The organism is Caldisericia bacterium, from assembly GCA_026414995.1.
Taxonomy (GTDB): Bacteria; Caldisericota; Caldisericia; order B22-G15; family B22-G15; genus JAAYUH01.
In genome coordinates, this window is sequence record JAOAHY010000001.1 from 1 (window position 1) to 25,085 (window position 25,085).

At 27.9% G+C, this 25,085-nt stretch carries 23 protein-coding genes, 1 tRNA gene and 2 riboswitches; of the genes, 14 read left to right on the plus strand and 10 right to left on the minus strand.

Translation table 11 applies throughout. From position 1 onward, the window contains the following. From N3D74_00005 to N3D74_00015, 3 genes are all read right to left on the minus strand, one after another. A partial coding sequence (locus tag N3D74_00005; protein MCX8094567.1) for a hypothetical protein occupies positions 1–208 on the minus strand: 208 nt, incomplete at its 3' end. A 233-nt stretch (positions 209–441) separates the two neighbouring features. Then, on the minus strand, positions 442–2,322 hold the full coding sequence (locus N3D74_00010; protein ID MCX8094568.1) for a phosphoenolpyruvate carboxykinase (GTP): 1,881 nt from the start codon (positions 2,320–2,322) through the stop codon (positions 442–444). Between the two features lie 19 nt (positions 2,323–2,341). Then, complete coding sequence (locus tag N3D74_00015) at positions 2,342–2,989, minus strand: lysoplasmalogenase (GenBank protein ID MCX8094569.1); 648 nt, start codon at positions 2,987–2,989, stop codon at positions 2,342–2,344. 93 nt (positions 2,990–3,082) lie between these two features. Between N3D74_00015 and N3D74_00020 the strand changes: the two genes are divergently transcribed. The 10 genes from N3D74_00020 to fmt all read left to right on the plus strand — a co-directional run bounded on the left by N3D74_00020 (position 3,083) and on the right by fmt (position 14,436). Continuing rightward, positions 3,083–4,027, plus strand: a complete 945-nt coding sequence (locus N3D74_00020; protein ID MCX8094570.1) for a stalk domain-containing protein — start codon at positions 3,083–3,085, stop codon at positions 4,025–4,027. Between the two features lie 58 nt (positions 4,028–4,085). After that, a complete protein-coding gene (gene lpdA / locus N3D74_00025; GenBank protein ID MCX8094571.1) occupies positions 4,086–5,474 on the plus strand; it encodes a dihydrolipoyl dehydrogenase in 1,389 nt (462 codons plus the stop codon). Between the two features lie 80 nt (positions 5,475–5,554). Continuing rightward, positions 5,555–6,463, plus strand: a complete 909-nt coding sequence (locus N3D74_00030; GenBank protein ID MCX8094572.1) for a hypothetical protein — start codon at positions 5,555–5,557, stop codon at positions 6,461–6,463. Between the two features lie 40 nt (positions 6,464–6,503). Beyond that, positions 6,504–6,666, plus strand: a riboswitch (FMN riboswitch). Between the two features lie 26 nt (positions 6,667–6,692). Beyond that, positions 6,693–7,262 (plus strand): ECF transporter S component, encoded by a 570-nt coding sequence (locus N3D74_00035; GenBank protein ID MCX8094573.1) that lies wholly within the window; start codon positions 6,693–6,695, stop codon positions 7,260–7,262. Continuing rightward, on the plus strand, positions 7,249–8,955 hold the full coding sequence (locus N3D74_00040) for a radical SAM protein (GenBank protein MCX8094574.1): 1,707 nt from the start codon (positions 7,249–7,251) through the stop codon (positions 8,953–8,955). The genes N3D74_00035 and N3D74_00040 overlap by 14 nt, the downstream gene beginning before the upstream one ends. Further along, positions 8,952–9,572: a TIGR03936 family radical SAM-associated protein gene (locus tag N3D74_00045; protein ID MCX8094575.1), complete on the plus strand. Its 621-nt coding sequence runs from the start codon at positions 8,952–8,954 to the stop codon at positions 9,570–9,572. The genes N3D74_00040 and N3D74_00045 overlap by 4 nt, the downstream gene beginning before the upstream one ends. A gap of 125 nt (positions 9,573–9,697) precedes the next feature. Next, a riboswitch (SAM riboswitch) is annotated at positions 9,698–9,808 on the plus strand. A gap of 41 nt (positions 9,809–9,849) precedes the next feature. Then, on the plus strand, positions 9,850–11,016 hold the full coding sequence (gene metK / locus N3D74_00050; protein ID MCX8094576.1) for a methionine adenosyltransferase: 1,167 nt from the start codon (positions 9,850–9,852) through the stop codon (positions 11,014–11,016). Continuing rightward, complete coding sequence (locus N3D74_00055; GenBank protein ID MCX8094577.1) at positions 11,009–13,015, plus strand: hypothetical protein; 2,007 nt, start codon at positions 11,009–11,011, stop codon at positions 13,013–13,015. Before metK ends, N3D74_00055 begins: the two co-directional genes overlap by 8 nt. Beyond that, positions 13,016–13,516 (plus strand): peptide deformylase, encoded by a 501-nt coding sequence (def, locus tag N3D74_00060; protein MCX8094578.1) that lies wholly within the window; start codon positions 13,016–13,018, stop codon positions 13,514–13,516. Continuing rightward, complete coding sequence (gene fmt, locus N3D74_00065) at positions 13,516–14,436, plus strand: methionyl-tRNA formyltransferase (protein MCX8094579.1); 921 nt, start codon at positions 13,516–13,518, stop codon at positions 14,434–14,436. Before def ends, fmt begins: the two co-directional genes overlap by 1 nt. 4 nt (positions 14,437–14,440) lie before the next feature. On the opposite strand, the gene glnA is transcribed toward fmt, so the two are convergent. Continuing rightward, positions 14,441–15,766: a type I glutamate--ammonia ligase gene (gene glnA, locus N3D74_00070; protein MCX8094580.1), complete on the minus strand. Its 1,326-nt coding sequence runs from the start codon at positions 15,764–15,766 to the stop codon at positions 14,441–14,443. A gap of 161 nt (positions 15,767–15,927) precedes the next feature. Between glnA and N3D74_00075 the strand changes: the two genes are divergently transcribed. From N3D74_00075 to N3D74_00090, 4 genes are read left to right on the plus strand one after another with little or no spacing between them, the layout of a single operon-like run. Beyond that, positions 15,928–16,356, plus strand: a complete 429-nt coding sequence (locus N3D74_00075; GenBank protein MCX8094581.1) for a DUF296 domain-containing protein — start codon at positions 15,928–15,930, stop codon at positions 16,354–16,356. Positions 16,357–16,411: 55 nt separating this feature from the next. Beyond that, positions 16,412–17,395, plus strand: a complete 984-nt coding sequence (locus N3D74_00080; GenBank protein MCX8094582.1) for an ABC transporter ATP-binding protein — start codon at positions 16,412–16,414, stop codon at positions 17,393–17,395. Then, positions 17,376–18,191, plus strand: a complete 816-nt coding sequence (locus tag N3D74_00085; protein MCX8094583.1) for an ABC transporter permease — start codon at positions 17,376–17,378, stop codon at positions 18,189–18,191. Before N3D74_00080 ends, N3D74_00085 begins: the two co-directional genes overlap by 20 nt. Next, entirely contained in the window at positions 18,182–19,030 is an 849-nt protein-coding gene (locus tag N3D74_00090; GenBank protein ID MCX8094584.1) for an ABC transporter permease, read from the plus strand. The genes N3D74_00085 and N3D74_00090 overlap by 10 nt, the downstream gene beginning before the upstream one ends. Here the strand turns inward: N3D74_00090 and N3D74_00095 are convergent, their stop codons facing one another. The 6 genes from N3D74_00095 to N3D74_00120 all read right to left on the minus strand — a co-directional run. After that, positions 19,031–19,762 (minus strand): HAD family hydrolase, encoded by a 732-nt coding sequence (locus N3D74_00095; protein MCX8094585.1) that lies wholly within the window; start codon positions 19,760–19,762, stop codon positions 19,031–19,033. Continuing rightward, complete coding sequence (ftsH, locus tag N3D74_00100) at positions 19,755–21,593, minus strand: ATP-dependent zinc metalloprotease FtsH (GenBank protein ID MCX8094586.1); 1,839 nt, start codon at positions 21,591–21,593, stop codon at positions 19,755–19,757. The genes N3D74_00095 and ftsH overlap by 8 nt, the downstream gene beginning before the upstream one ends. Continuing rightward, complete coding sequence (gene hpt / locus N3D74_00105) at positions 21,580–22,143, minus strand: hypoxanthine phosphoribosyltransferase (GenBank protein ID MCX8094587.1); 564 nt, start codon at positions 22,141–22,143, stop codon at positions 21,580–21,582. Before hpt ends, ftsH begins: the two co-directional genes overlap by 14 nt. Beyond that, positions 22,113–23,510, minus strand: a complete 1,398-nt coding sequence (gene tilS, locus N3D74_00110; GenBank protein ID MCX8094588.1) for a tRNA lysidine(34) synthetase TilS — start codon at positions 23,508–23,510, stop codon at positions 22,113–22,115. The genes hpt and tilS overlap by 31 nt, the downstream gene beginning before the upstream one ends. Positions 23,511–23,515: 5 nt before the next feature. Then, positions 23,516–23,592, minus strand: a tRNA-Met gene (locus N3D74_00115). 109 nt (positions 23,593–23,701) lie between these two features. Further along, on the minus strand, positions 23,702–25,085 hold a 1,384-nt coding region (locus tag N3D74_00120), incomplete at its 5' end, for an S-layer homology domain-containing protein (protein ID MCX8094589.1).

Here is a 25,085-nt window from a genome sequence, read left to right on the forward strand (position 1 = left end):
CATCTTTACTAATCTTATTTATATACTCTATTTCCCCTTTCTCAGAAATAAAAACTCTTTCACCACGATTAACTTTAACTATTTTTGCAAAGCCATCTTTAATAAGTTTATTTAAAACATCTTTAGATTTACCCTTAAAAGAACTTTTAGTTAACCCATCTAATCGATTAGCTATTAATTTCTTTAAAATTTCCATTTCTTTATCCATTTTTACCTCCAAAATTTATTAAATCTAAGTTAAAAATTTTTCTTTTAATTAATTTTACATCATCATAAATAGAGCCTAAAACATAAAGAGATACACCAAAAATAAGGCTAAATAAAGAAGAAATTATTATTAATACTGAAAAAAATTTACTTATAAATGAAATTAATGGTTTTAAAAATTCTGTTTCATCATATTCCCATATTAAACCTCCTAGGAATTTATTTATCTAAAAATTATTTTACAAATTCAAAAGGATTAATATAATCTCCAAATTTCTCCTTTGATTTAATTAATCTTTCTTTTTCTTGATTTAATTCAACAAAAACTATTTCTGGAGTATCTTTTACTTTTTCTCTGTAAATTTTTTCAATTCTTTCAATTTTTGATAAATTTTCAGGAACTCTTATTGTGAATTGTTTTATATAATCATCTTTTGAATAATCTTTTAAAAGAACCTCTGAAAAAAGTCTCTTTAAGTCTTCATATCTTGGAATAATTCCAACTGGTGTTTCAACTCCACCTATATCTCCATTACATCTTAATTCAATCCACTTAAGCCAAACTTTTTTGTCTAATTTATCATTAAGCCAATTTCCTTCTTTATCTTTTAAAAAGTAATTAACTCCATAAATTCTTGGAGGGGCTTTAAGATTTTTTCCAAAATTAAGATTCATTTGAATATATTTTCCAATTGGAATTGATAAGAAATCAAGATTTGCCATTGGATTAAATTCTCTAACTCCTTCTTTTCCTAAAGTTGCAGCAGTTGTTTCAGATTCAAGAGATGCAGCTTTTAATATAATGCCATGTTGATAATTGAATGCTTCACAAACAGGAACCCAAGTGTCAGAATCTCTTCCTCCATAAATAAAACCTTTGATAACAACTCCTTCTGGATTTTCAAGAATAGGATCACAATTTTTAAGGTTTTTTAATTCAAATGTGAATCTTGCGTTTTTATGAGATGGATCTATCTCTTTTCCTTCTTTATCTTTCTTTCCCTTAAACCACTCTCCAGAATGGTTATATCCTCTTTCTGGAACTTCCCCATCTTTTCCTATCCAATAAACTGAACCATCTGGAAGTTTTAAAACATTTGAAAATATGACTTCGTAAGGAGAGTTTAAAACTTCCCAAATATATGGATCATCTTTGGAATTAATTCCCATAATTATTCCAAACATCCCTTTTTCAAAGTTTGCTGCTTTTGGTTCTCCATTTACATTTTTAATTAAAGCAATATCATCTCCAACAAGTCTTTCTCCCATAAGCGTTGCAGTTGAAGTTTTTCCACATAAAGAGGGGAAAGCACCAGTAAGATAAGTTACTCTTCCGTTTGGCCCATTTATTCCAACAATTAACATATGTTCACAAAGCCAACCTTCAATATATGCTTTTTTTATTGCCAATCTAAGTGCTAATTTTTTTAAACCAATTGAATTTCCACCATATTGAGTATTTACAGAGTAAACAATTCTTTTATCAACATCAATATAAATTCTTCTTTTATCTATATTTTTACTAGTTCTATTTTCATCTAATTCTCCCTCAGAATGGACAAATCTAAAAAATTCATCTTCATCTTTTAATTTCAAAAAATCCTCATATCCATCTCTATAAAGAAGATTTTCAGAATGAGCAACATAGGGAGAGTCAGTTATTTGAATACATGGAATTGTAAAAATTGAGTTTTTTGGACCAAGAGTTTTAAACAAAATATATACTTCTCTATCTTTACATATATCTTTCATTAGTTCGTTTAACTCTTTTTCGCCATCTTCTCTTAAAATAAGATTTAGATCAGGGTCAAGATCTGTATCTAAAGAAACCATAAATTTTGTATTTTTCTTATCTCTTCCTTGATCATAATAACCATCGAAGTGAATTGTGTGATTTTGAATTTTAAGCGGCTCTTCTTCTTTTTCTTCAATTGCTCTTCTCTTTACATATTCTTTGTCTTCGTCTGTTCCAATTGAAACATAAACTTTTTTAGGATTTAAAATTTTTAAAAAATTCTCTATAAAATTGTGAACTCCCTTACTCTTTATTGCTTTTAACCTTTTTAACCCCTCATCACCAAATTTTTCATGAAACTCTTCTAAATACTCAGCCATTTCAACCTCCATATATATTTTAGATAATAAATCCCGAAATTATTAAAAATTGTGCTAAACCATAAGTTAGCATAATTAAAATTGAATTTTTCTTTACTTTTCCTTTAAAAATTTGAAGAGATAAAAGTGAATCAGAAATTATAAAAAGAATTGATCCTATAAAAATTAAAAGAGAATTTTTTAATGAGAAAAGGTAAAATCTGGGAATAGTAAAAAAACTCATTAAACTTATCACAATTATATAAATTAAAATCTCTTTTTTTACATCTTCAATTTCAGGGAACAGTTTTTTATAAAAAGTAAAACCATAAATTAAATATGGAACAATAAAGATAAAAATATAAAATGGAACACCTTCTTTTAAAAAGTTTAATGAAATTAAAAATGTTAATAGATAAAAAATATGAGAGAGAAGAAAAGAGAAAAGACCAAATTTAAAATATGTTTTTTTGGTTTCAAAAAGAAGAAAAGTATCTCCAAAAAAACTTAATATAAGAGCAAAAATTAAAAGAAAATTTATGTTTTTTGCACTAAAAATGTAATAAAGAAGTAAAATTGGCATAAGAAGTGTTTTTGAAAAAATTCTTTTATTAAAAAGTTTAAAGTTAACAAAAAGAAGGTCGAGAAAAAGAAATGCAAAGTAAAGTATTAAAAATATATTTTTCATTTTAATCTCCTATTGTTAATTATATAACAAAAAAGTTTATAGTATAAATTCAATTTTTATAAATTTGATATAATTTTAAAAAGGAGGTAAGTTATGAAAAGATTTATTAGTTTATTATTTATTACAATATTTACTCTTATATTCTTTAAAATTGCAATTTCAAGTAATGATTGGGTTTTAGCTTTTCAGAGTGGTGATAAATTTAAATTATATTATAAGATTGTTGGTGAAGATGTCTATTTTAGAATTGAGGGGAAAACTTTAGGATATGTCTCAATTGGTTTTGAACCAACACAGGCAATGAAAGATGCAGATATGGTTATAGGTTATGTTGTTCAAGGAAATGTATATGCTTTTGATGCATATTCAACTGGTCTTTATGGACCACATCCAGAAGACACATCACTTGGTGGAAAAACAAATATATTTGATATAAAAGGAGAAGAAAAGAGTGGATACACAATTATTGAATTTAGAAGACCACTTGACACAAAAGATAAATATGATGCTTTGTTAAAATTTGATAAAGAGATAAAAATTATATGGGCTCTCTCAAATGATGATAATTTTAATGCAAGGCATTCTGATAGAGGGAGTGGAGTAATTGTTTTAAAAAAGGTTGATGTAATAACACAACCAACTCAAAAAATTGTTTTGAAGTTAAAAATTGGAGATAAAACAATGTTTGTAAATGATTCACAAAAAGTAATAGATGTTCCACCTTTAATAATTGAAGGAAGGACTTTACTTCCTATAAGATGGATTGCTGAACCACTTGGAGCAGAGGTTAGTTGGGATGGAAATGAGAAAAAAGTGGTTGTTTTATTAAAAGAGACAAAAATTGAACTTTGGATTGGAAAAAATATAGCAAAAGTAAATGGAAAAGATACTCAAATTGATCCAAATAACCCTAAAGTTGTACCAATAATTAAAGATGGAAGAACACTTCTTCCTGTAAGATTTGTTGCTGAAAATTTAGGATGCAGTGTTGAGTGGGATTCAAAAAACCAAATTGTTATAATAACATATCCAAAATAGAATTTTAAATTAAGATATAATTCAATTGTAAAAATTTTTTAAACTTCTGAGGTGAAAAATGGAAGAGTTTGATGCTATTGTAATTGGTGGTGGACCTGGTGGATATGTTGCAGCAATAAGACTTTCTGACCTTCAAAAAAAGGTTTGCCTTATTGAAAAAAGAGAGGTAGGTGGAACTTGCTTAAATAGAGGTTGCATTCCAACAAAAGCAATTCTTTATTCTGCTGAAATTTACTCAAAAGCAAAAAATTCACAAACATTTGGAATAAAAGTAGGAGATGTAAGTTTTGATATAAACGAAATACATAATTATAAAGAGAAAGTTGTAAAAAAACTTGTTGGAGGCGTTGAATATCTTTTAAAATCAAGAAAAATAACAGTTAAAAAAGGAATAGGAAAAATTATAGATAAAGGTGTTGTAGAAATTTTAAGAGAAAATGATAAAGAAATAGTTAAAGGAAAAGATATAATAATTGCTACTGGATCTGAACCAGGAGAGTTAAGAGGAATTGAGGTAGATCATAAGTTTGTTTTGAATTCAGATGATGCTCTTAATTTAAGAGAAATCCCAGAAAATATTTTAATTGTTGGTGCTGGTGCAATTGGAATTGAATTTGCTAATTTTTATAAAATATTTGGCTCAAATGTAACTATTGTTGAAATGATGCCACAAGTTGTTCCAACTCTTAAAGATAAAAAGATCTCAAGTTTAATTGAAAGATTATTAACAAAAAAAGGTATAAAAGTTATTTTAGGTAAAAAAATTGAAAAAGTTGAAGTAAAAGATGAAAAGGTTTATTCAACTCTTGATAGTGGAGAAGTTATTGAAAGTGATAAAGTTCTTTTATCAATTGGAAGAAAATTGAACAGCGAAAATATTGGTTTAGATGTTGTTGGAATAAATATAGATAAAGGAAGAGTTGTTGTTAACGATCAACTTAAAACAAATGTTGATAATTTTTATGCCATAGGTGATATTGTAGGTGGTCAACTTTTTGCTCACAAAGCATTTAAAGAGGGCGAGATTGTTGCAGAAATAATTTCAGGTAAAGATTTAAAAATAAATTATGATGTTATTCCTTGGGTTATTTTTTCTAAACCTGAAATTGCATCAGTAGGTTTAACTGAAGAAGAAGCAAAAGAGAGAGGAATTGAAGTTTTGGTTGGTGAGTTTCCTTTTTCTGCAAATGGAAAAGCTCTCTCAATGAATGAGACAGATGGATTAGTAAAAATTATTGGAGATAAAAGTAGTGGAAAAATAATTGGAGGACAAATTGTTGGACCTGAAGCCTCATCTCTTATTTCTGAAATTGCAGTTGCAATTGAGTGTGGCTTGACTCTTAAAGATATTGGTGACACAATTCATCCACATCCAACTCTTTCAGAAGTTATAATGGAAGCTTCAAAAGCATCAATAGGTGAGGCAATTCACATATTAAATAAATAAATGTTAATTTTGTGCCTGACACCAAAATTAACATGATAAAAAGGTGCCTGACACAAAAGTAAGATGGTAAGGAGGTAAGGTTGAAGAAAATTTTGGTTTTACTTTTAATTGGGTTAATTTTTGTTTATGCTTCATGTATTGAAAAAATTCCAACACCATTTGTTGAAGAATTTAAAGATGAATTTGAAATTCAGAATGAAAAATATCTTTCAATCGATAATTTTAATGGTAGTGTAACTATAACAAAATGGAATGAAAATAAAATCTCAATATTTGCTGAAAAAAAGAGTTTGATTGGAAAAGGTGAATTAAATAAAGTAAAAATTGAAATTGAAAAGAATGGTGATATAAAAATTAAATCAGTTAAATTAAAAGAGAATCCTCAAATTTCTGTTACCTATAATATAAAAGTACCTGAAAAGATTATTTTAAAAGATATAATTACTTCAAATGGAAGCATTGAAATTGTTGATTTAAAAGGTGACTCATCACTAAAAAGTTCTAATGGGTTTATAAAGGTAACAAATCACATTGGAAATTTAAGATGTGATACATCAAATGGTAGAATTGAGTTAATAAATATATCTGGTTCAGCAAATCTTTATACTTCAAATGGAAAAATATTAGTTGATGGATGTGATTTTGTTATTTCTGGTGAAACATCAAATGGTGTGATTGAAATAAAAAGAGTAAAAAAGGTAGGCGATCTTAAAACTTCTAATGGAAAAATAGAGGTTGATTTATTATCTTTAAAAGAAGGTGGCGCAAAATTTTTAACTTCAAATAGTTCAGTTTATGTAAATTTAAAAAGTGATCTTAATTTAAATATTGAAATTGAAACATCAAATGGAAAGATAGATATAAAAAACCTTGATATTAAAATTGATACATTAAAAGATACATATTTAAAGGGGAAGTTAAATAATGGAGGTGATATTTTAGTAATTAAAACATCTAATGGTAGTGTTTATTTAAACAAAATTGATTGAAAAATCTTCTTTATGCTAAAATTATAAAAGTTATACTATATAAAACCTTCGGGGTCGGGTGGAATTCCCTACCGGTGGTAATAGGTTGAGTTTTTAAAAACTCAACCTTAGCCCACGAGCAACTCTTCTTCAAATAGAAGATGTTGCAGATTTGGGTGAGATTCCCGAGCCGACGGTGAAAGTCCGGATGGGAGAAGGTTCCCTCCCCGAAGCAAAAAGGAGGGATAAGATGAGAAAAAAAACTAAAGACTTAGTTTTTGGTGCTTTACTTGCTGCCTTATCTTTTATTTCAATGTACTTTATTCAAATTCCTATCTTTGCATCTGCACCATATCTTCAATTTGACCCATCAGAAATTTTCACTCTTTTTGCAGCATATTTTATTTCACCAATTATGGGTGTTTTAGTAACTCTAGTAAAAGTTATTCTTTTTTATTTTACAAAACAGGAAAGTGGAATAATAGGTTCTCTTATGAATTTTCTTGCTGTTGCACCATTTGTTTTTGTTGCTGGATTAATTTTTAAAAAATTTAAAAAATTGGCATTTCCTATAAACTATATTATTCCTATTCTTGCTGGTACAGTTGTAAGAGTTATTGTTATGATTCCTTCAAACTTAATTTTTGTTCCTCTATTTACTCAAATAGGAACAAGAGAACTTTGGATTTACATTTACACAATAAACATTCCATTTAACATTATTGTTTCTCTTTTAAATGGCTTTCTTTTTATAGTTTTTGTCTTGGCTCTATTTAAAATTAAAGAGGTGAGAAAAGAGTTTGTTGATGTTAAAGGATGAAGTTTTTCTTAATTTTGAGAAACCATTAAGATATTTAGGAAAAGAATGGAACTCAATTTATAAAGACCCAAAAAACAAAAAAAGATTTTTATTAATTTATCCCGACCTATATGAGGTCGGGATTTCTTCTTTTGCAATAATTCTTCTTTATCATCTTATAAATAAAAGAGAAGATACATATTGCGAGAGGCTTTTTTCACCAAATTTAGATCTTGAAAATTATCTTATAGAAAAAGGAATTCCTCTTTTTTCTATTGAAACAAGATCACCATTAAAAAATTTTCACATTTTAGGTTTTAGTTTGCAATCGCAATTAGATTTTACAAATGTTTTAAATATATTAAAATTGGGAGGGTTAGAAATTTTTTCTAATAAAAGAGAGAATTTTCCAATAGTCTTAGGTGGAGGTCCTATAACTTTAAATCCACTCCCTATTGCACCTTTTTTTGATGCATTTGTAATTGGTGAAGGAGAAGAGGTTGTAAATGAAATTCTTGATAACATTGATATAAACAAAGATAATTTTCTTGAAAAAATAAATGAAATTGAAGGGGTCTTTGTTCCAAAATTTGGTAAAAAGAAGATTAAAAAGAGATTAATAAAAGATTTTGATAACTCATTTTATCCTGAAAAACCACTTGTTCCATATATTCAGGTGATTCATGATAGAGGGGTTGTGGAGATATTTAGAGGATGTGATAGAGGTTGTAGATTTTGCATTTCAGGAATGGAAAAAAGACCAAGAAGAGAAAGAAGTGTTGATAAGATTTTAGAGATTATTGATAAAACAATAATAAGTACTGGATATGAGGAGATATCTCTTTTATCTCTTTCAACAACAGATTATTCGAAAATTGAAGAACTTCTTATAAATCTCAAAGAGAAATTAAAAGATAAAAAAATAACAATTTCTCTTCCTTCATTAAGAATTGATAATTTTTCTTTAAAACTTCTTGATTTAATTGATACTGGAAGAAAAGTAACACTTACTTTTGCACCTGAAGGTGGCACAGAAAAAATTAGAAGAGTGATGAATAAACCTATAAAAGATGAGGAGATTTTTGAAGTAATAAAAGAAGCTGTTAAAAGAGGTTATAAAAAGATAAAACTTTATTTTCTTGTTGGCATTCCTAATGAAGATGAGGAAGATATTTTTGGAATAAATGAACTAATAAAGAAAATTAAAATTGAAAATAGTAAAATAAAACTTTCAATTTCCATTAATCCATTTATTCCAAAACCATTTACACCTTTTCAATGGGAGCCATTCATTTCAAAAGAGGAATATATTAAAAAAATCCAAATTATAAAAAGTGGCTTAAAAGAAGTTAATCTTAATTACAGAGGTTGGGAAGAATCATTTATTGAAGCAATTTTATCAAGAGGAGATGAAGAGTTAAGTGAATTAGTATATGAAGCATTCTTAATGGGAGAGCGATTTTCAAATTGGAGAGAAAATTTTAATTTTGAAATTTGGGAAGAAATTATAAAAAGAAAAAAATTTAAAATAATTGATAAAGTTTTAAATGGCTTTGATTTAAACGAAACCCTTCCTTGGGAATTCATTGATATTGGAATAAATAAAAGTTTTTTAATTTCAGAAAGAGAAAAAAGTAAAAAGGGAGAAATTACAGAACCTTGCTTTATGGACTTTGAAAAGTGCACTTCTTGTGGAGTGTGTTTTAATTTATGACAAGAATAAGGGTTGAATATATAAAAAATGGAATTTTTATATTTTTATCAAATTTAGATATGATAAGATATATTGAAAGGGTTTTAAGAAGAAGTGAACTTCCTATAAATTTTACTTCTGGTTTTAATCCAAAACCAAAAATGGATTTTTCACCTGCAATACCTCTTGGTATTCCAAGTGAAAGTGAAATTTTTGATTTTTATTTAAATCATGATGTTCAAATAGAAGAGATTTTCAATAATTTAAAAAAGGGAATTGATAAAGATTTAATTATAAAAAGAATAAAAAAGGTAAATTTAAATTCAAAGTCTATTTCATCTTTGATAACTCACTTTGAAATTGAATTAATAGGTGAGGTTTTTAAGAATCTTGATTTAGGAAAATTTAGGATAAAAAAAGAAAGAGGTGGTAATATAAATTATTTAGATTTAGGGGAATTAATTTTTTTACAAGAAGAGTCAAATTTAGGAAAGAAATTGATTTTAAATAAAAATTTTTCATTAAGAGATTTATATGAAAACTTAAAATTTTATACAAAAGAAAAAATTTTTATTAGGAAATTAAGAAATTTAAAATTTGAAAATGATAAAATAATTGACATATTTGATTTAGAATGAAATCTAATATCTTCTATTAACATATTATTTTGTGTCAGAAACCAAAGCAACATATTAATATAGTATTGGCAATAAATTAACATGGTTGAAAATTTTAGAAAAATCTATATAATTTTTAAAGAGCCTTCTTATCAAGAGAGGTGGAGGGAACTGGCCCTGTGAAGCCCGGCAACCTGTGCTTCAAAAGCATAAGGTGCCAAATCCAGCAGGCTCAATAAATGCCTGGGAGATAAGAAGGTTGTCTTCTCCCAGAGTACATGAATAAGGAGGTATTATTATGAGAAAATATCTTTTTACATCTGAATCTGTAACAGAAGGACACCCAGATAAAGTTTGTGATCAAATAGCAGACACTGTTTTAGACGAATGCATAAAAGTTGATCCATATTCAAGAGTTGCTTGTGAAGTTATTGCAACAACAGGTTTAGTTCATGTTGCTGGAGAGATTACAACAAAAGCAAGGTTAGATTTTCAAGAAATTGTAAGAAATGTAATAAAAGATATTGGATATGATAAAGAAGGGTATGGCTTCAATTATGAAAGTGTAGGAGTGATTGTTTCAGTTAAAGAGCAATCTCCTGATATTGCCTTAGGGGTTAATAAAGCCCTTGAGTCAAAAGAGGGAGAAATGGAAGAGACTCTGGGAGCAGGAGATCAAGGAATTATGTTTGGTTATGCAACAAATGAAACTCCTGAATATATGCCAATGCCAATAATGCTTTCTCATAAATTATGTAAAAGATTAGCAGAAGTAAGAAAAAATGGAATACTTACTTATCTTAGACCAGATGGTAAATCTCAAGTAACAGTTGAATATAATGAAAGAAAACCTAAAAGAGTAACAAAAATAGTTTTATCTGCACAACATGATCCAGAAATTCCTCTTGAAAAACTAAGAGATGAGCTAATTGAAGTTGTAATAAAAAATGTTATTCCAGAAAATATGCTTCAAGGAACAGAATATTTTATAAATCCAACTGGAAGATTTGTCATTGGTGGGCCAAAGGGTGATACTGGTCTCACTGGAAGAAAAACGATTGTTGATACATATGGTGGTATGGCAAAAAATGGAGGGGGTTGCTTTTCAGGAAAAGATCCAACAAAGGTCGATAGAAGTGCATCATACATGGCAAGATATGTTGCAAAAAATATAGTTGCAGCAGGCATCGCAGAAAAGGTAGAAATACAAGTTGCTTATGCAATAGGAAAAGCAAAACCTGTTGCTCTTTTTGTTGATACATTTGGAACAGGTAAAATAGATGATGAAAAACTTGAGAAATTCATTGAAGAAAAAATAGATTTTACACCTCTTGGAATGATAAATAAATTAAATTTAAGACAACCTATTTATAGAAAAACTGCATGTTATGGACACTTTGGATGGGAAGAATATCCTTGGGAAAAACTCGATCTTGTGCCACTCTTCAAATCGCTTCTTGAGTAAAATTGCTGATGTTTTAATAGAAGATGTTCCATTAAAAGGAAAAGATTTACCCCTTTACTCATATTTAATTCCTGAAAAATTTGTTCAAAAAGTAGAAGTTGGTAAAAGAGTTTTTGTTCCGTTTGGAAGGGGAAATAAATTAAAAAAGGGAATAATTATAAAAATTTGGGAGGGTCAACAAGAAAATTTAAAAGAAATAATTGATCTTGTTTCAGATTTTAAAATTATTGATGAAGGTGGAATAAAAGTTTTATTTAAATTAAAAGAGAAATATTTTGCACCAGTCTCAAATTATTTAAAAAAAATTCTTCCCCTTGGAAAAAGTAAAAAAGGAGAAGAGATAATAAAACTTATTGATTCAGAATTCGAGAAGCATATCTCTCCAAGAGAAAAAAGAAAAATTGAACTTTTAAGTTTCCTTCTTGAAAATGAAGGAGAGATTAAATTAAGATTACTCAAAAAATTTTTCTCATCAAATGTTATAAATGATTTAATAAAAAGAGGTGTCATAGTAAAAACTTATGAATTTCAAAAAGAGAGAAAAAAAGAATTAAGTAAAAATAAAGAGATGAAATTTGAAAATATAAAAGAAATTTTAATTGAAGAAAACACACTTCTTTACGGTTATACATATAAAGAGAGATGGAATTATTATCTTGATTTAATTAAATCTTATGTGTCGAAGAACAAAAAAATAAAGATAATTTTTCCTGAAAAAATTGAGTTAGAAGAGTTTTATAAATTTATTCCAGATGAAATTAAAAAGATTTCAGAAAAAATAACAGGAGAAGAGAGTAAAAATGAAAGAGAAAGAATTTTAAAAGATATAAATGAAGATAGATTAAAGGTTCTATTTGGTACAACAATTTCTCTTTTACTTCCTCTAAACGAAAATTTACTCATAATTGAAAATGAATCAAGCTTTAAAAATCTTGAAGATTTACTTTCCCTTAAAATTTTAGATCTTTCAAAAACATATATAAATGAGAAAAATATTAAAATTTTAATTGGCTCTTTTTACCCTTCTTTTGAAGCATTAATAACATCAAAAAAAGAAAAATTTAATGAAATTAAAAAGAAAATTAGTTTAAAAAATATTGAAATTATTTATAGAGATTCTGAAAGGCTAATTTCACCATATTTAAAAAATATAATTTTAAAAAATAAAAATAGAAAAATTTTTATATTTTATCCAAGAAAAGGTTATTATCAATATCTATTTTGCGATGAGTGTGGATACACTGCAAAATGTCCAAAAGATAAAGTTCCATTAACATTTTTTAAAGAAGAAAGGAAGTTAATATGTAAAATATGTGGTTATGAAAAATTTCCTTTTGATATATGCCCTGAGTGTGGTGGTTTTTCTATGAGATTTTCAAGTCCTGGAATTGAAAGAGTAAAAGAGAGATTAAAAAGGATTTTTTATGATAAAAAAATATTTCAACTTGATGAATGGATAACAAAAGGAAGCGAGAAAAAAAGAAAAGAAATAGTAAATGAGTTTATTTTGAATGGAGATATTATAATTGGAACTCAACTAATTTTATCTCTTTTAAAAAAAATAAATGAATTTATATTTATATTTCTTGATATAGATTTTATGTTAAATTTTCCAGAATATGACTCATTTGAAAATATTTTTTATCTTTTATTGAGAGTTTTAGAAGATTCAATTGTATCAAATGGAAAGGTTTATATACAAACAAGATTTCCAAATAACATTGTATTTAAGGCATTTAAAGAAAGAAATCTAAATCTTTTTATAAATGAAGAACTAAAAAGAAGAAAAGAGACAAAATTTCCACCTTATTATAAATATATTGTCATAGAAGATGTTCAAAAAAATTATTATGATGAATTAATAAAATTAAAGGAAAATGATGATGAAATATATTATTCTGATGGAACATTAAAAATAAAAACGAAAAATTTTTTCAAATTTGATAAAATTTTTGATAAAATTAAATATGAAAAGATTGTAAGAATTAAGGAGTTTTGAATGAGAGATATTATTTTAATAGGTAATCCTATATTAAGAAAAAAATCTCAACCTGTTAAAAAGGTTGATAAATATATAGAAAAACTTGTTGAAGAAATGAAAAAAGTTTTAAACAAAAGTGAAATACCAGCAGTTGGTCTTTCTGCTCCCCAAATTGGAGAACTTTTAAGAGTTATTATCTATAAAGATGAAGATAAAATACATACAATTATTAACCCTAAAATTATAAAAAAAGATGGAAAAATTGTAATTGAAGAAGGTTGTCTTTCTATACCTGGTGTATATGGAGATGTAGAAAGATCAAACAAAATATTGGTATCAGGACTCTCTTTAACTGGAAAGAAAATAGAGATAGAAAAAGAGGGGCTTCCTGCTGTTATAATTCAACATGAGATAGATCACTTAGATGGAATACTTTTTATAGATAGGATAAAAGATATAAAAACACTTAGAATTGAAGAGGGGTATAAAGTTCCTGAGGAACTTTTAAATAGAGTTTAATGAAAATAACATTTTTTGGGTCTGATTTTTTTTCACTTCCATTTTTAGAGGAGTTATATAATAAAGGTTATGAAATAAATCTTATCATTACAACACCTGATAAACCAAAAGGAAGAGGTCTTAAAATAGAAGAAACACCAACAAAGACTTTTGCAAAAGAAAATAAATTAAATTTTATTGAAGTTGATAAATTCAAAAATTATTTAGACATAATTGAAAAAAATAAAGGAGATATTGGTGTTGTTGTATCTTTTGGAAAAATTATACCTCAAAGTTTATTAAATATTTTTCCAAAAGGAATAATAAATGTTCATCCATCTCTTTTACCAAAATATAGAGGTCCAAATCCAATAAGATGGCAAATTTTAAATGGCGAAAAAAAGAGTGGAATAACAATAATTAAATTAACAAGTGAAGTTGATGCAGGACCAATTTTAATTCAGAAAGAGATTTTTGTTGATGAAAATGATAACTATTCAAATTTATCAAAAAAATTAATTGAATCTGGAAAAGAAATTTTAATTGAAGCAATAAAAATTATTGAGAATGGAAAAGATGTCTGGATTGAACAAAAAGGAGAGGCAACTTTTGCTCCAAAATTTGAGAGCGATTTTGAAAAATTAGATTTTAGAATGGAGGGAGATTACTTAAGAAGAAAAATTCTCGCACTATCTTTTGAACCAGGTGCATACTCTTTTTTTAGAGAAAAAAGAGTAAAAATTTTAGATGCTTTAATTATTGATGATTTTTTTGAAGGTGAACCTGGAGAGATTGTCTTTGTAGACAAAAACTCATTTGGAATTAAAACAAAAGATAAAGTTTTAATCCCTAAAATTATTAAAATTGAGGGAAAAAAAGAGATGGGGGCAAAAGAGTTTATAAATGGTTATAAACCTAAATTAAAGGAAAAATTTATTTAAATTTTTAATAAATCTCTAAATACCTATCTATCTCCCAATCTGTAATATGAATTCTAAAACTATCCCACTCCTCCTTTTTTGCTTCTATTAACTTTTCAATTACATGCTCTGATAATGCATTTTTTAAAACATCATCTTTTAGAAATTCATCCATTGCTTCCATTAAACTTCCAGGTAAACTTTCTATTCCAAGTTTTTTTCTTTCTTCATCACTAATTGTGTATATATCAATATTTGTTGGCTCTCCTGGATCGATTTTATTCTTTATTCCATCAATTCCAGCAGCAAGAATAACAGCAAAAGCAAGGTAAGGATTACAAGATGGATCTGGTGATCTAAACTCAATTCTTCTTGCAATTCCTGTTGCTGCAGGAATTCTAATTAAAGCAGATCTATTTCTCAATGCCCAAGAAATGTAAACTGGTGCTTCATAACCTGGAACAATTCTTTTATAAGAATTAACTGTTGGGTTAGCAATAAAAGTAATTCCTTTAGCATGTTTTAAAATTCCACCAATAAAATAGAGCGCTTCTTTTGATAGTTCATATTTTCCATTTTTGTCATAGAAAATGTTTTCTCCATTTTTAAATAAAGATAGGTGTGTATGCATTCCTGAACCATTTATTCCAAAAACTGGTTTTGGCATAAATGTTGCATGAAGACCATATTTTAATGCAATTGTTTTTGTTACAAGTTTAAATGTAATTACATTATCAGCTGTTCTTAATGCATCAGAATATCTAAAATCAATTTCATGTTGTCCTTCTGCAACTTCATGATGTGCTGTTTCAACCTCAAAACCCATCTCTTTTAATGTTGTTACAATCTCTTCTCTTACCTTTTCTCCAAGATCAATTGGAAGTAAATCAAAATAACTTCCATGGTCATGAGTTATTGTTGTTGGTCTTCCTTTATCATCTTTTTTAAATAAGAAAAATTCTGCCTCTGGTCCTGCATTTAAAACATATCCAAACTCATTCTTTACTTTTTCCATCTCTTTTTTAAGAACATATCTTGGATCACCTTCAAAAGGAGTTCCATCTGGGTTTAATACATCACAAATTAGACGAGCAACAGTTCCTCCGCCAACAGTCCATGGAAGAATTGCAAATGTATTTGGGTCTGGATAAAGAAGCATATCTGACTCTTGAATTCTTACAAAACCTTCTATTGATGATCCATCAAACAAAATACCATTTTCAAGTGCTGAAGGAAGTTCTGAAGATGGAATTTCAACATTTTTTGGAATTCCTAAAATGTCTGTAAACTGAAGCCTTATAAAAACCACATTTTTTTCTTTTACAAGCTTTAATACATCGGCTTTATCCATTTATCTCACCTCCTAAAATTAAATCATAAATATACCACTACATAAATTTTTGTCAACTATGTTAATTTCGTGTCAGTACCTTTGTAACATGTTAATTTCGTATCAGACACAAAAGTAAAATGGTTTAGAGGTATAATATTATGTTGGAGGTTTTTTTCTATATGAAATATAAAAAAGATGGTAATTTGATTTTTGTTTTAATTGAAAAAGAGGAAAGTATAAAAGAGAATTTAGAAAAACTAATTTTAAAAGAAAAAGTTTTAAATACTGGAATTATTTTATCTTCAACTGGAATGGTTAAAGATATAGAAATTGCTTATGGTTATTATGATGGTAAAAATGTCTCTTATGAAAAAGAAATTTTAAAAGGTCCATTTGAACTTTTAAGCATGAGTGGATTTTTAATAAATAATGAAAATTATCCATTTCATATACATATAAATTTGGGTGATAAAGATAAAAGAAGTTTTGGTGGACATCTATTTGATGGTAAAGTTCATACATTTATAGAAATGGTAATTCTTGAATCAAATTTGGTATTAAAAAGAGAATTAAAAGATGGCTTAAATCTAATTAATTTTTCACATTAGCAGAAAAAAGATTTCCTGATATAATATTGTAGTTATCCTTTAAAGGAGATTAACTATGAATAAAGATTTTGCAATTAAGACAATTGAACTTGGAAGAACTTATAAAAAGGGAAAAAGAGTGATTGAAGCACTTAAGAATATAAATATTGAGGTTGGAAGGGGAGAAATTTTTGGTCTTTTAGGACCAAATGGTGCTGGAAAAACAACACTTATAAAGATTCTTACAACTATTCTTCTACCCTCAACTGGAAAGGCATATGTTTTAGGATTTGATGTTGAAAAAGATACTTTAAAAATAAGAGAAAAAATTAATATGGTAAGTGGAGGGGAGTGGGCTGGTTATGGAATTTTAACTGTAAAAGAAAATCTTTGGATGTTTTCACAATTTTATGGAATTCCATCAAAAATAGCAAAAAAAGAAATTGAAAAATATCTTGAAATTTTTGATCTTAAAGAAGAAGCAAATACAAAAATAAGTAATCTCTCAACAGGTATGAGACAAAAGATGAATTTTATAAGAGGTATACTTTCTGATCCAGAAGTTCTTTTCCTTGATGAGCCAACTCTTGGTCTTGATGTTCAAGTTGCAAGAACAGTTAGAAATTTTATAAAATCTTGGATTAAAGAAAAACCTGGAAGAACAATTTTACTTACAACACACTATCTTAATGAAGCAGATGAGTTGTGTGATAGAATAGCAATTATTGATAATGGGCAAATATATGCTCTTGATACTCCAGAAAACTTAAAGAATATTTTAAAAGATAGAGTTTATTATTCAGTTGAAGTAGCAAGAAGTGAATATTTAAAACTTGATTCAATTCCTTATACAACAAAATTTTTTGTGAATCCTGTAAAAGATGGAAAATTAGAAATTAAGTTTCAAATTGAGAGTGAAAATCGTATTGTTGATGTATTTAATTTCTTAAAAGATAAAGGATTTAATGTTCTTTCATTTAGAAAAAGAGAGCCAACACTTGAAGATGTATTTATTGAAATTGTAGGAAGGGAATTTAAAGATGAAGAAGTATCTAATTAGAAATTTAAGGGCAATTAAAGGAAGAGCATATCCAAGAATAATTGCAGCAAATAGAGAATATTCTTGGGTTATTGCAGATGTAGTTTTACCACTTCTTTCTGTTATTGCTTATGGACTTTTATATAAATATCTTGGAGCAAGTAAAGATTTTTTAGGCTTTGCAGTTCTTGGTGGTGCTATGAGCGCTTTCTGGTTAAATGTACTTTGGGATATGGCATCACAATTATATTGGGAAAGAATGAGTGGCAATCTTCAACATTATATTATGAGTCCAATATCTCTTATGGCAATTTTATTTGGAATGAGTATAGGTGGAATGTTTTCAACCTCTTTAAGAGCACTTGCAACACTTACTGTTGGAACTATTATTTTTAAACTTGATTTTAGTTTTATAAATATTCCTCAACTAATTCTTGTTTTCTTTTTAACTTTATCTGCTCTTTATGGTCTTGGAATGACACTAGCATCACTTTATCTTATTTGGGGAAGAGAAGCATGGCACTTATCAGAATTTTTCCAAGAGCCAGTTTATCTTGCAAGTGGAATGTATTTTCCAATTAAATTTTTAGGAATCACTGGATTTTTCTCATCAATTATTCCTTTAACTCTTGGTTTAGATGGAATAAGGCAACTTATTTTTAGGCAAGGAGCTCTTTTTGGATTTTTAAATGTAAAAATTGAAATTACAATTCTTGGAATTTTAACAGTGATCTATCTTTTTCTTGCTTATTACTACCTAAAGAAAATGGAATATCTTGCAAGAAAGGAGGGGAAACTTACAATAAGATGGGAATAATTAGAAAAATTTTTAACGATTTTAAGGCATCATTTCTACTTGGATGGAAAATTGAAAGCAACTGGACAGATCCATTTTTGTTTATAATATATTCTCTTGCAAAACCTTTATCAAGTGCTTTTATTTTAATAATAATGTTTGTTATAATTACAAGAAATCAACTTCCTGAATATATACCTCATCTTCTAATTGGAAATGCTCTTCACCTTTATACTGCAAATGTACTTTTTGGAATAGCATGGACAGTTATTGATGATAGAGAATATTATGAAACTTTAAAATATGTTTATATATCTCCAATAAGTTTATTTTTATTTTTAACAGGAAGAGGTTTTGCAAAATATATAACAACAACAGTTTCAGCAATTATTATTTTAATAACAGGTTCTCTTCTTCTTAAAGTAAATTTTTCTTTAATTCCATTTTGGTATATTTATCTTCCTATATTTATAATTCTTGGCACGCTTTCTCTTTTTATAATAGGATACTTTTTTGCTGGTGTAAACTTTTTAATCTCAAGACAAGGCTGGTTTTTAACTCAAAGCGCAACTGGTGTTTTTCTTCTCTTAACAGGTGCAATTTTTCCTATAGATACTCTTCCTTCTTTTTTGAGTAAAATTGGAATTTTTATACCACAAACAATCTGGATGGATGGAATGAGAATAATTTTATTAGGAAGTGGATGGAATGAAGCATTTAAAAATTTTACAATAAATCAAATGACTTCACTTCTTGCTTTAGAAAATTTTGTTTATTTTTTGGTTATTTTTCTATTCTTTAATTTTTCACTTAAAATTGCAAGAACAAGAGGGCTTATTGACCAAAGGTCAATGGGTTAATCAAAATAAACTCTTTTCAATTGAAAAATTTTCCAAAATTATTTTGTATATCTCATCAAAATTTTTACCTGAAAAATTGTCTTTCTTTTCTTGCCCTTTTGTAAAATGAATATAATTTATCCCAAAATTTTTTGCCCCAATTATATCTTTTTCAAAATTATCCCCTATATGTAAAACTTCCTTTTTCTCAACATTAAACTCATCTAAAATTTTTTGGAAATTCTTCTTATTAGGTTTAACAAAACCAATTTCATCTGAAAAAAATGTTTTATCAAAATAATCTAAAAGAGAAAATCTTTTTAAGATTTCTCTTAAAGCCCATCCAGGAGTTCTTCCAGCGTCTGATAAAATGCAAAGTTTTAATTTTAAATCTTTTAATTTTTTAATGAAATCTTCTACTCCATCAATTAATGGTGGAGGAATATCAAAAATTGCTGTTTCATATACATTTTTTATGTCTTCTAAAACAACTTCATTTATTGTCATTTCAAACAGTTTAAAAAAATAACATATCTGTTTTTCAGTATTTATGCTTCTTAAAGTTTTTCTCTGAACTGAAAAAAGCCACTCACTCATCTTATTATAGGCTTCTTTTGCTTCTTCATATGAAATATTAAGAGGGGAGAGATATTCATATAATTTTTTTATTCTTATCTCTCCCCTCTTCTCCTCAAGGTCTTCTCTATCTTCAATGATTGTATCCCAGAGGTCTAAACTTATAACTTTAAGCAACTTTCTCTTTCTTTATATCTTCAAGTATTTTCTTTAACTCTTCTCCTTCTATTGTCTCTTTATCAAGTAAAACTTCAACAACCTTATGAACTCCTTCTTCATTATCTTTTAAAATATTCTTTGCTCTTTCATAGCACTCTTCAACAATATATCTTACTTCTTTATCAATTTCATATGCAATTTGTTCTGAATAATCTCTTTCTGAAGCAATATCTCTTCCTAAAAAAACATATTCACTTTTTCTTCCAAATGTAAGTGGCCCTAATCTTTCGCTCATTCCAAACTCAGTTACCATTTTTCTAACAATCTCTGTTGCTCTTCTCAAATCATTTTCAGCACCAGTTGTCTTATCTTTTGTGAAAAGTTCTTCTGCTGCTCTTCCACCAAGGAGAGTTGTTACTTCAGAAAGAAGTTGTTCTTTTGTTCTTAAAAACTTTTCTTGTTCTGGAAGTTGAAGAGTGTATCCAAGAGCCATACCTCGAGACACAATTGAAATTCTATGAACTGGATCTGAACCTGGAAGCATATTTGCAACAACTGCATGACCTGTCTCATGAAAAGCAATTATTCTTTTTTCTTCTTCAGAAACAACTCTTGTTTTCTTTTGTGGACCTGCTATAACCCTATCAATTGCCTCTTCAAGTTCATCCATTGTTATAAATCTTTTATTTCTTCTTGCTGCAAGAAGTGCTGCTTCATTTACTAAATTTTCAAGATCTGCTCCTGTAAATCCTGCTGTTCTTTTAGCAAGAGTTATTAAATTTATATCAGGTCCAAGTGGTTTATTTCTTGTGTGAATTTTTAAAATCGCTTCTCTTTCTTTAACATCTGGATAATTTACAACAATTCTTCTATCAAATCTTCCGGGTCTTAAGAGTGCTGGATCCAAAATATCTGGTCTATTTGTTGCTGCAATAACAATTATTCCACTATTTGGATCAAAACCATCCATTTCAACAAGAAGTTGGTTTAGGGTTTGTTCTCTTTCATCATGTCCACCGCCAAGACCTGCGCCTCTTTGTCTTCCAACTGCATCTATTTCATCAATAAATATTATGCATGGAGCATATTTTTTTGCTTCATTAAATAGGTCTCTTACTCTTGCTGCACCAACTCCAACAAACATCTCAACAAATTCAGAACCTGATACAGAGAAAAATGGAACCCCTGCCTCACCTGCAACTGCTTTTGCAAGAAGAGTTTTTCCACATCCAGGTGGACCAACTAGAAGAATACCTTTTGGAATTTTAGCACCAAGAGCTGCAAATTTTCTTGGGTTTCTTAAAAATTCTATTTCTTCTTGTAAATCTTCTTTAACCTCTTCTAAACCTGCTACATCGTTGAATGTTATTTTTGGTTTATTTTCAATAAATAATCTCGCTCTACTTTTTCCAAAGTTAAAAACTTGAGAGTTTGCTCCACCTGATAATGCTCTCATCATTATCATCCAGAAAAATATAAGAAGTATAACTGAACCAATGTTTGTAAGAACATACCACCATGTGCCACTATTTGAGGTTGGTTTTATAGTTGCATTAACTCCTTTTTCAATGAGCAAATTTGGTAAATTTGGATCATCAAAAGGTGGTAAAACAGTTGTAAATTTTGAACCATCTGTGTATGTTCCAGTAACATTTTGTCCATCAATTGTAATATCTCTAACTCTTCCATCTTTAACTTTTAAAATAAATTCAGTATATGAAATTTTTTCAGATGAGGTTATGCTTGAAGAACCAGAATAGAAACTATAAATAAAATATACAAAAATTATCATTAATATAATTGGTAAAATGCTTCTAATTATATTGAAAATGTTGTTACCTTTTTTCATACTTCATCACCTCATACATATAAACTTCTGGTTTCAAGACACAGATATAAGGAAGATTTCTATATTTTTCATTAAAATCAAGACCATATCCAACAACAAACTCATCTGGAACTTCAAAGCCATAAAATTCAATAGGCACTTCTTTAATTCTTCTTACTTTTTTATTCAAAAGAGAAACAGTTTGAAGTGATAGAGGTTTCCTTGAGGAGAGTAATTCTCTTAAGTGAGACAAAGTTAACCCTGTATCTACAATATCTTCAACTATTAATACATGTCTTCCTTCTATTGAGTGATCAAGATCCTTAGTTATCTTAATTATACCAGAACTTTTTGTTGATGCACCATAAGATGAAATTCCCATGAAATCAAGAGAAAGATAAATATTCATCTCTTTTACTAAATCAGAGAGAAAGATTGTTGCTCCTTTTAAAATACAAATTAAGTGTGGAAATAAATCTTTATAAAAATCACTTAATTCTTTTGCAAGTTCTTTTACTCTTTTTTTAATCTCTTCTTCTTTTATAAGAATCTTTTGTATATCTTTATCCATTCATTGTCCTCCAATTCTATTGTAATATATAAAACTCTTTTTGTCATCTCACTAACTTTATAGTTTTCATTAATTCTTAATCCAATAATCCATAGTATATCACTTTTTGAATCAGAAAGAATTGGTATTTTCCATTTTACACTCTTTGGAACCTTTAAATCTGTTAAAAAATCTTGTAATTTTTTTGAAAATTTTAGCCCAAGTGGAGTAAATTTTTCTCCAAATTTTGGAGGTCTTATATATAAAGGAAAAGAAATTTTATCAAAATCAAAATATGCTTCAAAAGGATTATTAACCTTTTCCATCTTGTCTATTAGTTTTAATGTAATTTTTAAACCATCTTTTTTAACTTCACCTAATTCATTAATTTCAATTAAATAATCTTTAAAATTAGTAGAAATTTTTTCAATAATTATTACATCTTTTTCTCTTCTTGCAATTAGTTCTTTTGATAAAATTATCTCTTTTCCACTTTTTTTATTTATTAAATTAATAACATCATCAATATTTTTAACTGAAAATTCTCTTAAATCCTCTCCTATATTATTAATAATTTCTCTTATTATTCTTCTCTGTATTGATTTATGAAGATTTTTGAAATTTTTAATTTCTATTGAAAAGCAATCATCAAATTTTTTTAAAACTTCTTTTATTTTATCTTGAGTTATTTCATTAAGTAATTCTTCATCATATTTCACTATTTCAGATAAATCAAACAATTTTTCTTTGAAAGATTTATTATACTCCTTTTCTATATAGGGAATTAATTCATTTCTAATTTTGTTTCTTAGATATATTGATTCTAAATTTGTTTTATCAACTCTAAATTGTAAATTTTTTTCTTTTAAATATTTCATAATCTCTTCTCTTTTAACAATTAAAATTGGATGAATTATATTTCCCCATTTTGGCAAAATTCCTTGAAGACCTTTTAGCCCTGTGCCTCTAATAAAATTCATTAAGATTGATTCAATGTTATCATCAAAGTTGTGTGCTAAAGCAATTTTTGTAAAGTTTTCTCTTTTTAATATTTCATTGAAAAATTTAAATCTTTCCTCTCTTCCAACTTCTTCAATTGATTTTTTCCTTTCTTCACTTAATTTTTTTATATTTAACCTTCTTACAAATAGAGGAATTTTTAATTTTTGAGACACTTTTCTAATAAATATTTCATCTAAATCTGAATCTTCTCCTCTTAAAAGGTGATTTAAATGTACTAAAATTATTGGATTATTATAGTTTTCTTTTAAAAAATAGAGAAGAAAAGTTGAATCAGGTCCACCAGAAAAAGCAACCACAATTTTATCTTGAGGTAAAATTAGGGAATTTTCTTCAATAAAATTTTTAACTTTAATGATAATATTCATTTTAATGGTGGCGGCGGAGGGAGTCGAACCCACGACACCACGGGTATGAGCCGTGTGCTCTGACCAACTGAGCTACGCCGCCTTTATTCAAATTTTACTAAATTTAAAAAAACTTTCAATAAAACAAATTTTAATAATTGATGTTAAAATTATTTTTATTATTTTTTAAATTATTTATTTTTTAAACTTTTTTATGGCACTTCTTTTCTAATTATTCTTACTATAACATCTCTTGGAAGTGGATCTTTACCTTGAGGTGTTAATCCATCAACTGGAACTATAGCAAAAACAGTTTCTCCTAAATTTGGAACAACTATTTTTGAATAATCCCATTCTGAATAAATTGGTATCTTTTTACTTGGTATTTCTATAAGTAATTCTTGTCTTTTTGGATTAATTACAAGGTGATTTATAGATGATTCAAGAATATAAGAGTATGCCCAATGAGACATTGGAGTATCAGGATATGGGTTCTTAAATGTTGTATCTTTAAATGGTCCTCTTCCAAGTGCTTTACATGCAATTGTTACAAATTCTGCTCTTGTTATTGGTTTATCAGGTCTATATGTTCTATCTGGATATCCTGAAATTACTCCTATCTTTGCTACTGCTTCTATAACTCCATAAGCCCAATGAGTTTTATCTAAATCTCTAAATGTTGGAGTAAGAGGATATTCTGGTTTAAGTTTAAGTAGATTATAGAATATTGCTGCTGCTTCTGCTCTTGTTATTTTTCTATTAGGATTAAATTTTCCATCGGGATAACCTATAACTAATTTTTCAAGGAAACTTACAACTATATGTCCATAACCCCAGAATGTTGGTTTAACATCTGGGAAAGGAATTTGATTTGTATCTTTTCCATATTCAAGCCACTTAAGACCAAGTGCTCTTGCTACAGAAGATGCAACTTCTGCTCTTGTTATATTATTTTCAGGTTTAAATGTTCCATCTGGATAACCTGAGAAGAAGTTGTGGTGATAAACTTGAATGCACTTAATTTTAGTTTTTACTTCTGATTCTTTATATCCATCCCAATTTTGAGCAATTATTGAAACTCTATTTGTTATATAATCATCACAATTTCCTAATACCTTTACTTTAACCCAAAGAGTTATCTCTTCTCCACCTTTTACCTCTTCAAACAACCATGAAACAACTCTTGTGTATTGATTATATTCATAACCCTTTGAAGCATCAACAAATTCAAGTGATGAAGGAATTGAATCAGCAACTCTAACATTTTTAGCATCTCCACCTTCATTTTTAAATGTGATTGTATAAGTAATTATTTCTCCCCAGTAAATTTCTGATAGACCTTCTTTTATTATTGAAAGTTCTGGTGGTTCTGGTGGAAGAGGTTCAGGTGGCGGAGTAGGTGGAGTTGGAGGTGTTGGAGGAGTTGGTGGAGTTGGAGGTGGTGGTGGAGATGGCGGAGTAGGTGGTGGTGTTGGGGGAGTAGGGGGTGTTGGAGGTGGTGGGGGTGGAGGTGGTATTTCACCTGGGGTTGTTGATTCACAATCATAATCATCTCCTTGACCATCTCCTGGTGTTGAATCTGAATCCCTCTCATTT

Bases quoted from the DNA above. Each gene is read 5' to 3' on its own strand.
- fmt (MCX8094579.1), top strand. From the start codon at position 13,516: ATGAAAATAACATTTTTTGGGTCTGATTTTTTTTCACTTCCATTTTTA.
- lpdA (MCX8094571.1), top strand. From the start codon at position 4,086: ATGGAAGAGTTTGATGCTATTGTAATTGGTGGTGGACCTGGTGGATAT.
- N3D74_00010 (MCX8094568.1), bottom strand. From the start codon at position 2,322: ATGGCTGAGTATTTAGAAGAGTTTCATGAAAAATTTGGTGATGAGGGG.
- tilS (MCX8094588.1), bottom strand. From the start codon at position 23,510: ATGAATATTATCATTAAAGTTAAAAATTTTATTGAAGAAAATTCCCTA.
- N3D74_00085 (MCX8094583.1), top strand. From the start codon at position 17,376: ATGAAGAAGTATCTAATTAGAAATTTAAGGGCAATTAAAGGAAGAGCA.
- N3D74_00035 (MCX8094573.1), top strand. From the start codon at position 6,693: ATGAGAAAAAAAACTAAAGACTTAGTTTTTGGTGCTTTACTTGCTGCC.
- metK (MCX8094576.1), top strand. From the start codon at position 9,850: ATGAGAAAATATCTTTTTACATCTGAATCTGTAACAGAAGGACACCCA.
- def (MCX8094578.1), top strand. From the start codon at position 13,016: ATGAGAGATATTATTTTAATAGGTAATCCTATATTAAGAAAAAAATCT.
- N3D74_00040 (MCX8094574.1), top strand. From the start codon at position 7,249: ATGTTAAAGGATGAAGTTTTTCTTAATTTTGAGAAACCATTAAGATAT.
- N3D74_00020 (MCX8094570.1), top strand. From the start codon at position 3,083: ATGAAAAGATTTATTAGTTTATTATTTATTACAATATTTACTCTTATA.
- N3D74_00080 (MCX8094582.1), top strand. From the start codon at position 16,412: ATGAATAAAGATTTTGCAATTAAGACAATTGAACTTGGAAGAACTTAT.
- N3D74_00075 (MCX8094581.1), top strand. From the start codon at position 15,928: ATGAAATATAAAAAAGATGGTAATTTGATTTTTGTTTTAATTGAAAAA.
- glnA (MCX8094580.1), bottom strand. From the start codon at position 15,766: ATGGATAAAGCCGATGTATTAAAGCTTGTAAAAGAAAAAAATGTGGTT.
- N3D74_00015 (MCX8094569.1), bottom strand. From the start codon at position 2,989: ATGAAAAATATATTTTTAATACTTTACTTTGCATTTCTTTTTCTCGAC.
- ftsH (MCX8094586.1), bottom strand. From the start codon at position 21,593: ATGAAAAAAGGTAACAACATTTTCAATATAATTAGAAGCATTTTACCA.
- N3D74_00045 (MCX8094575.1), top strand. From the start codon at position 8,952: ATGACAAGAATAAGGGTTGAATATATAAAAAATGGAATTTTTATATTT.
- hpt (MCX8094587.1), bottom strand. From the start codon at position 22,143: ATGGATAAAGATATACAAAAGATTCTTATAAAAGAAGAAGAGATTAAA.
- N3D74_00090 (MCX8094584.1), top strand. From the start codon at position 18,182: ATGGGAATAATTAGAAAAATTTTTAACGATTTTAAGGCATCATTTCTA.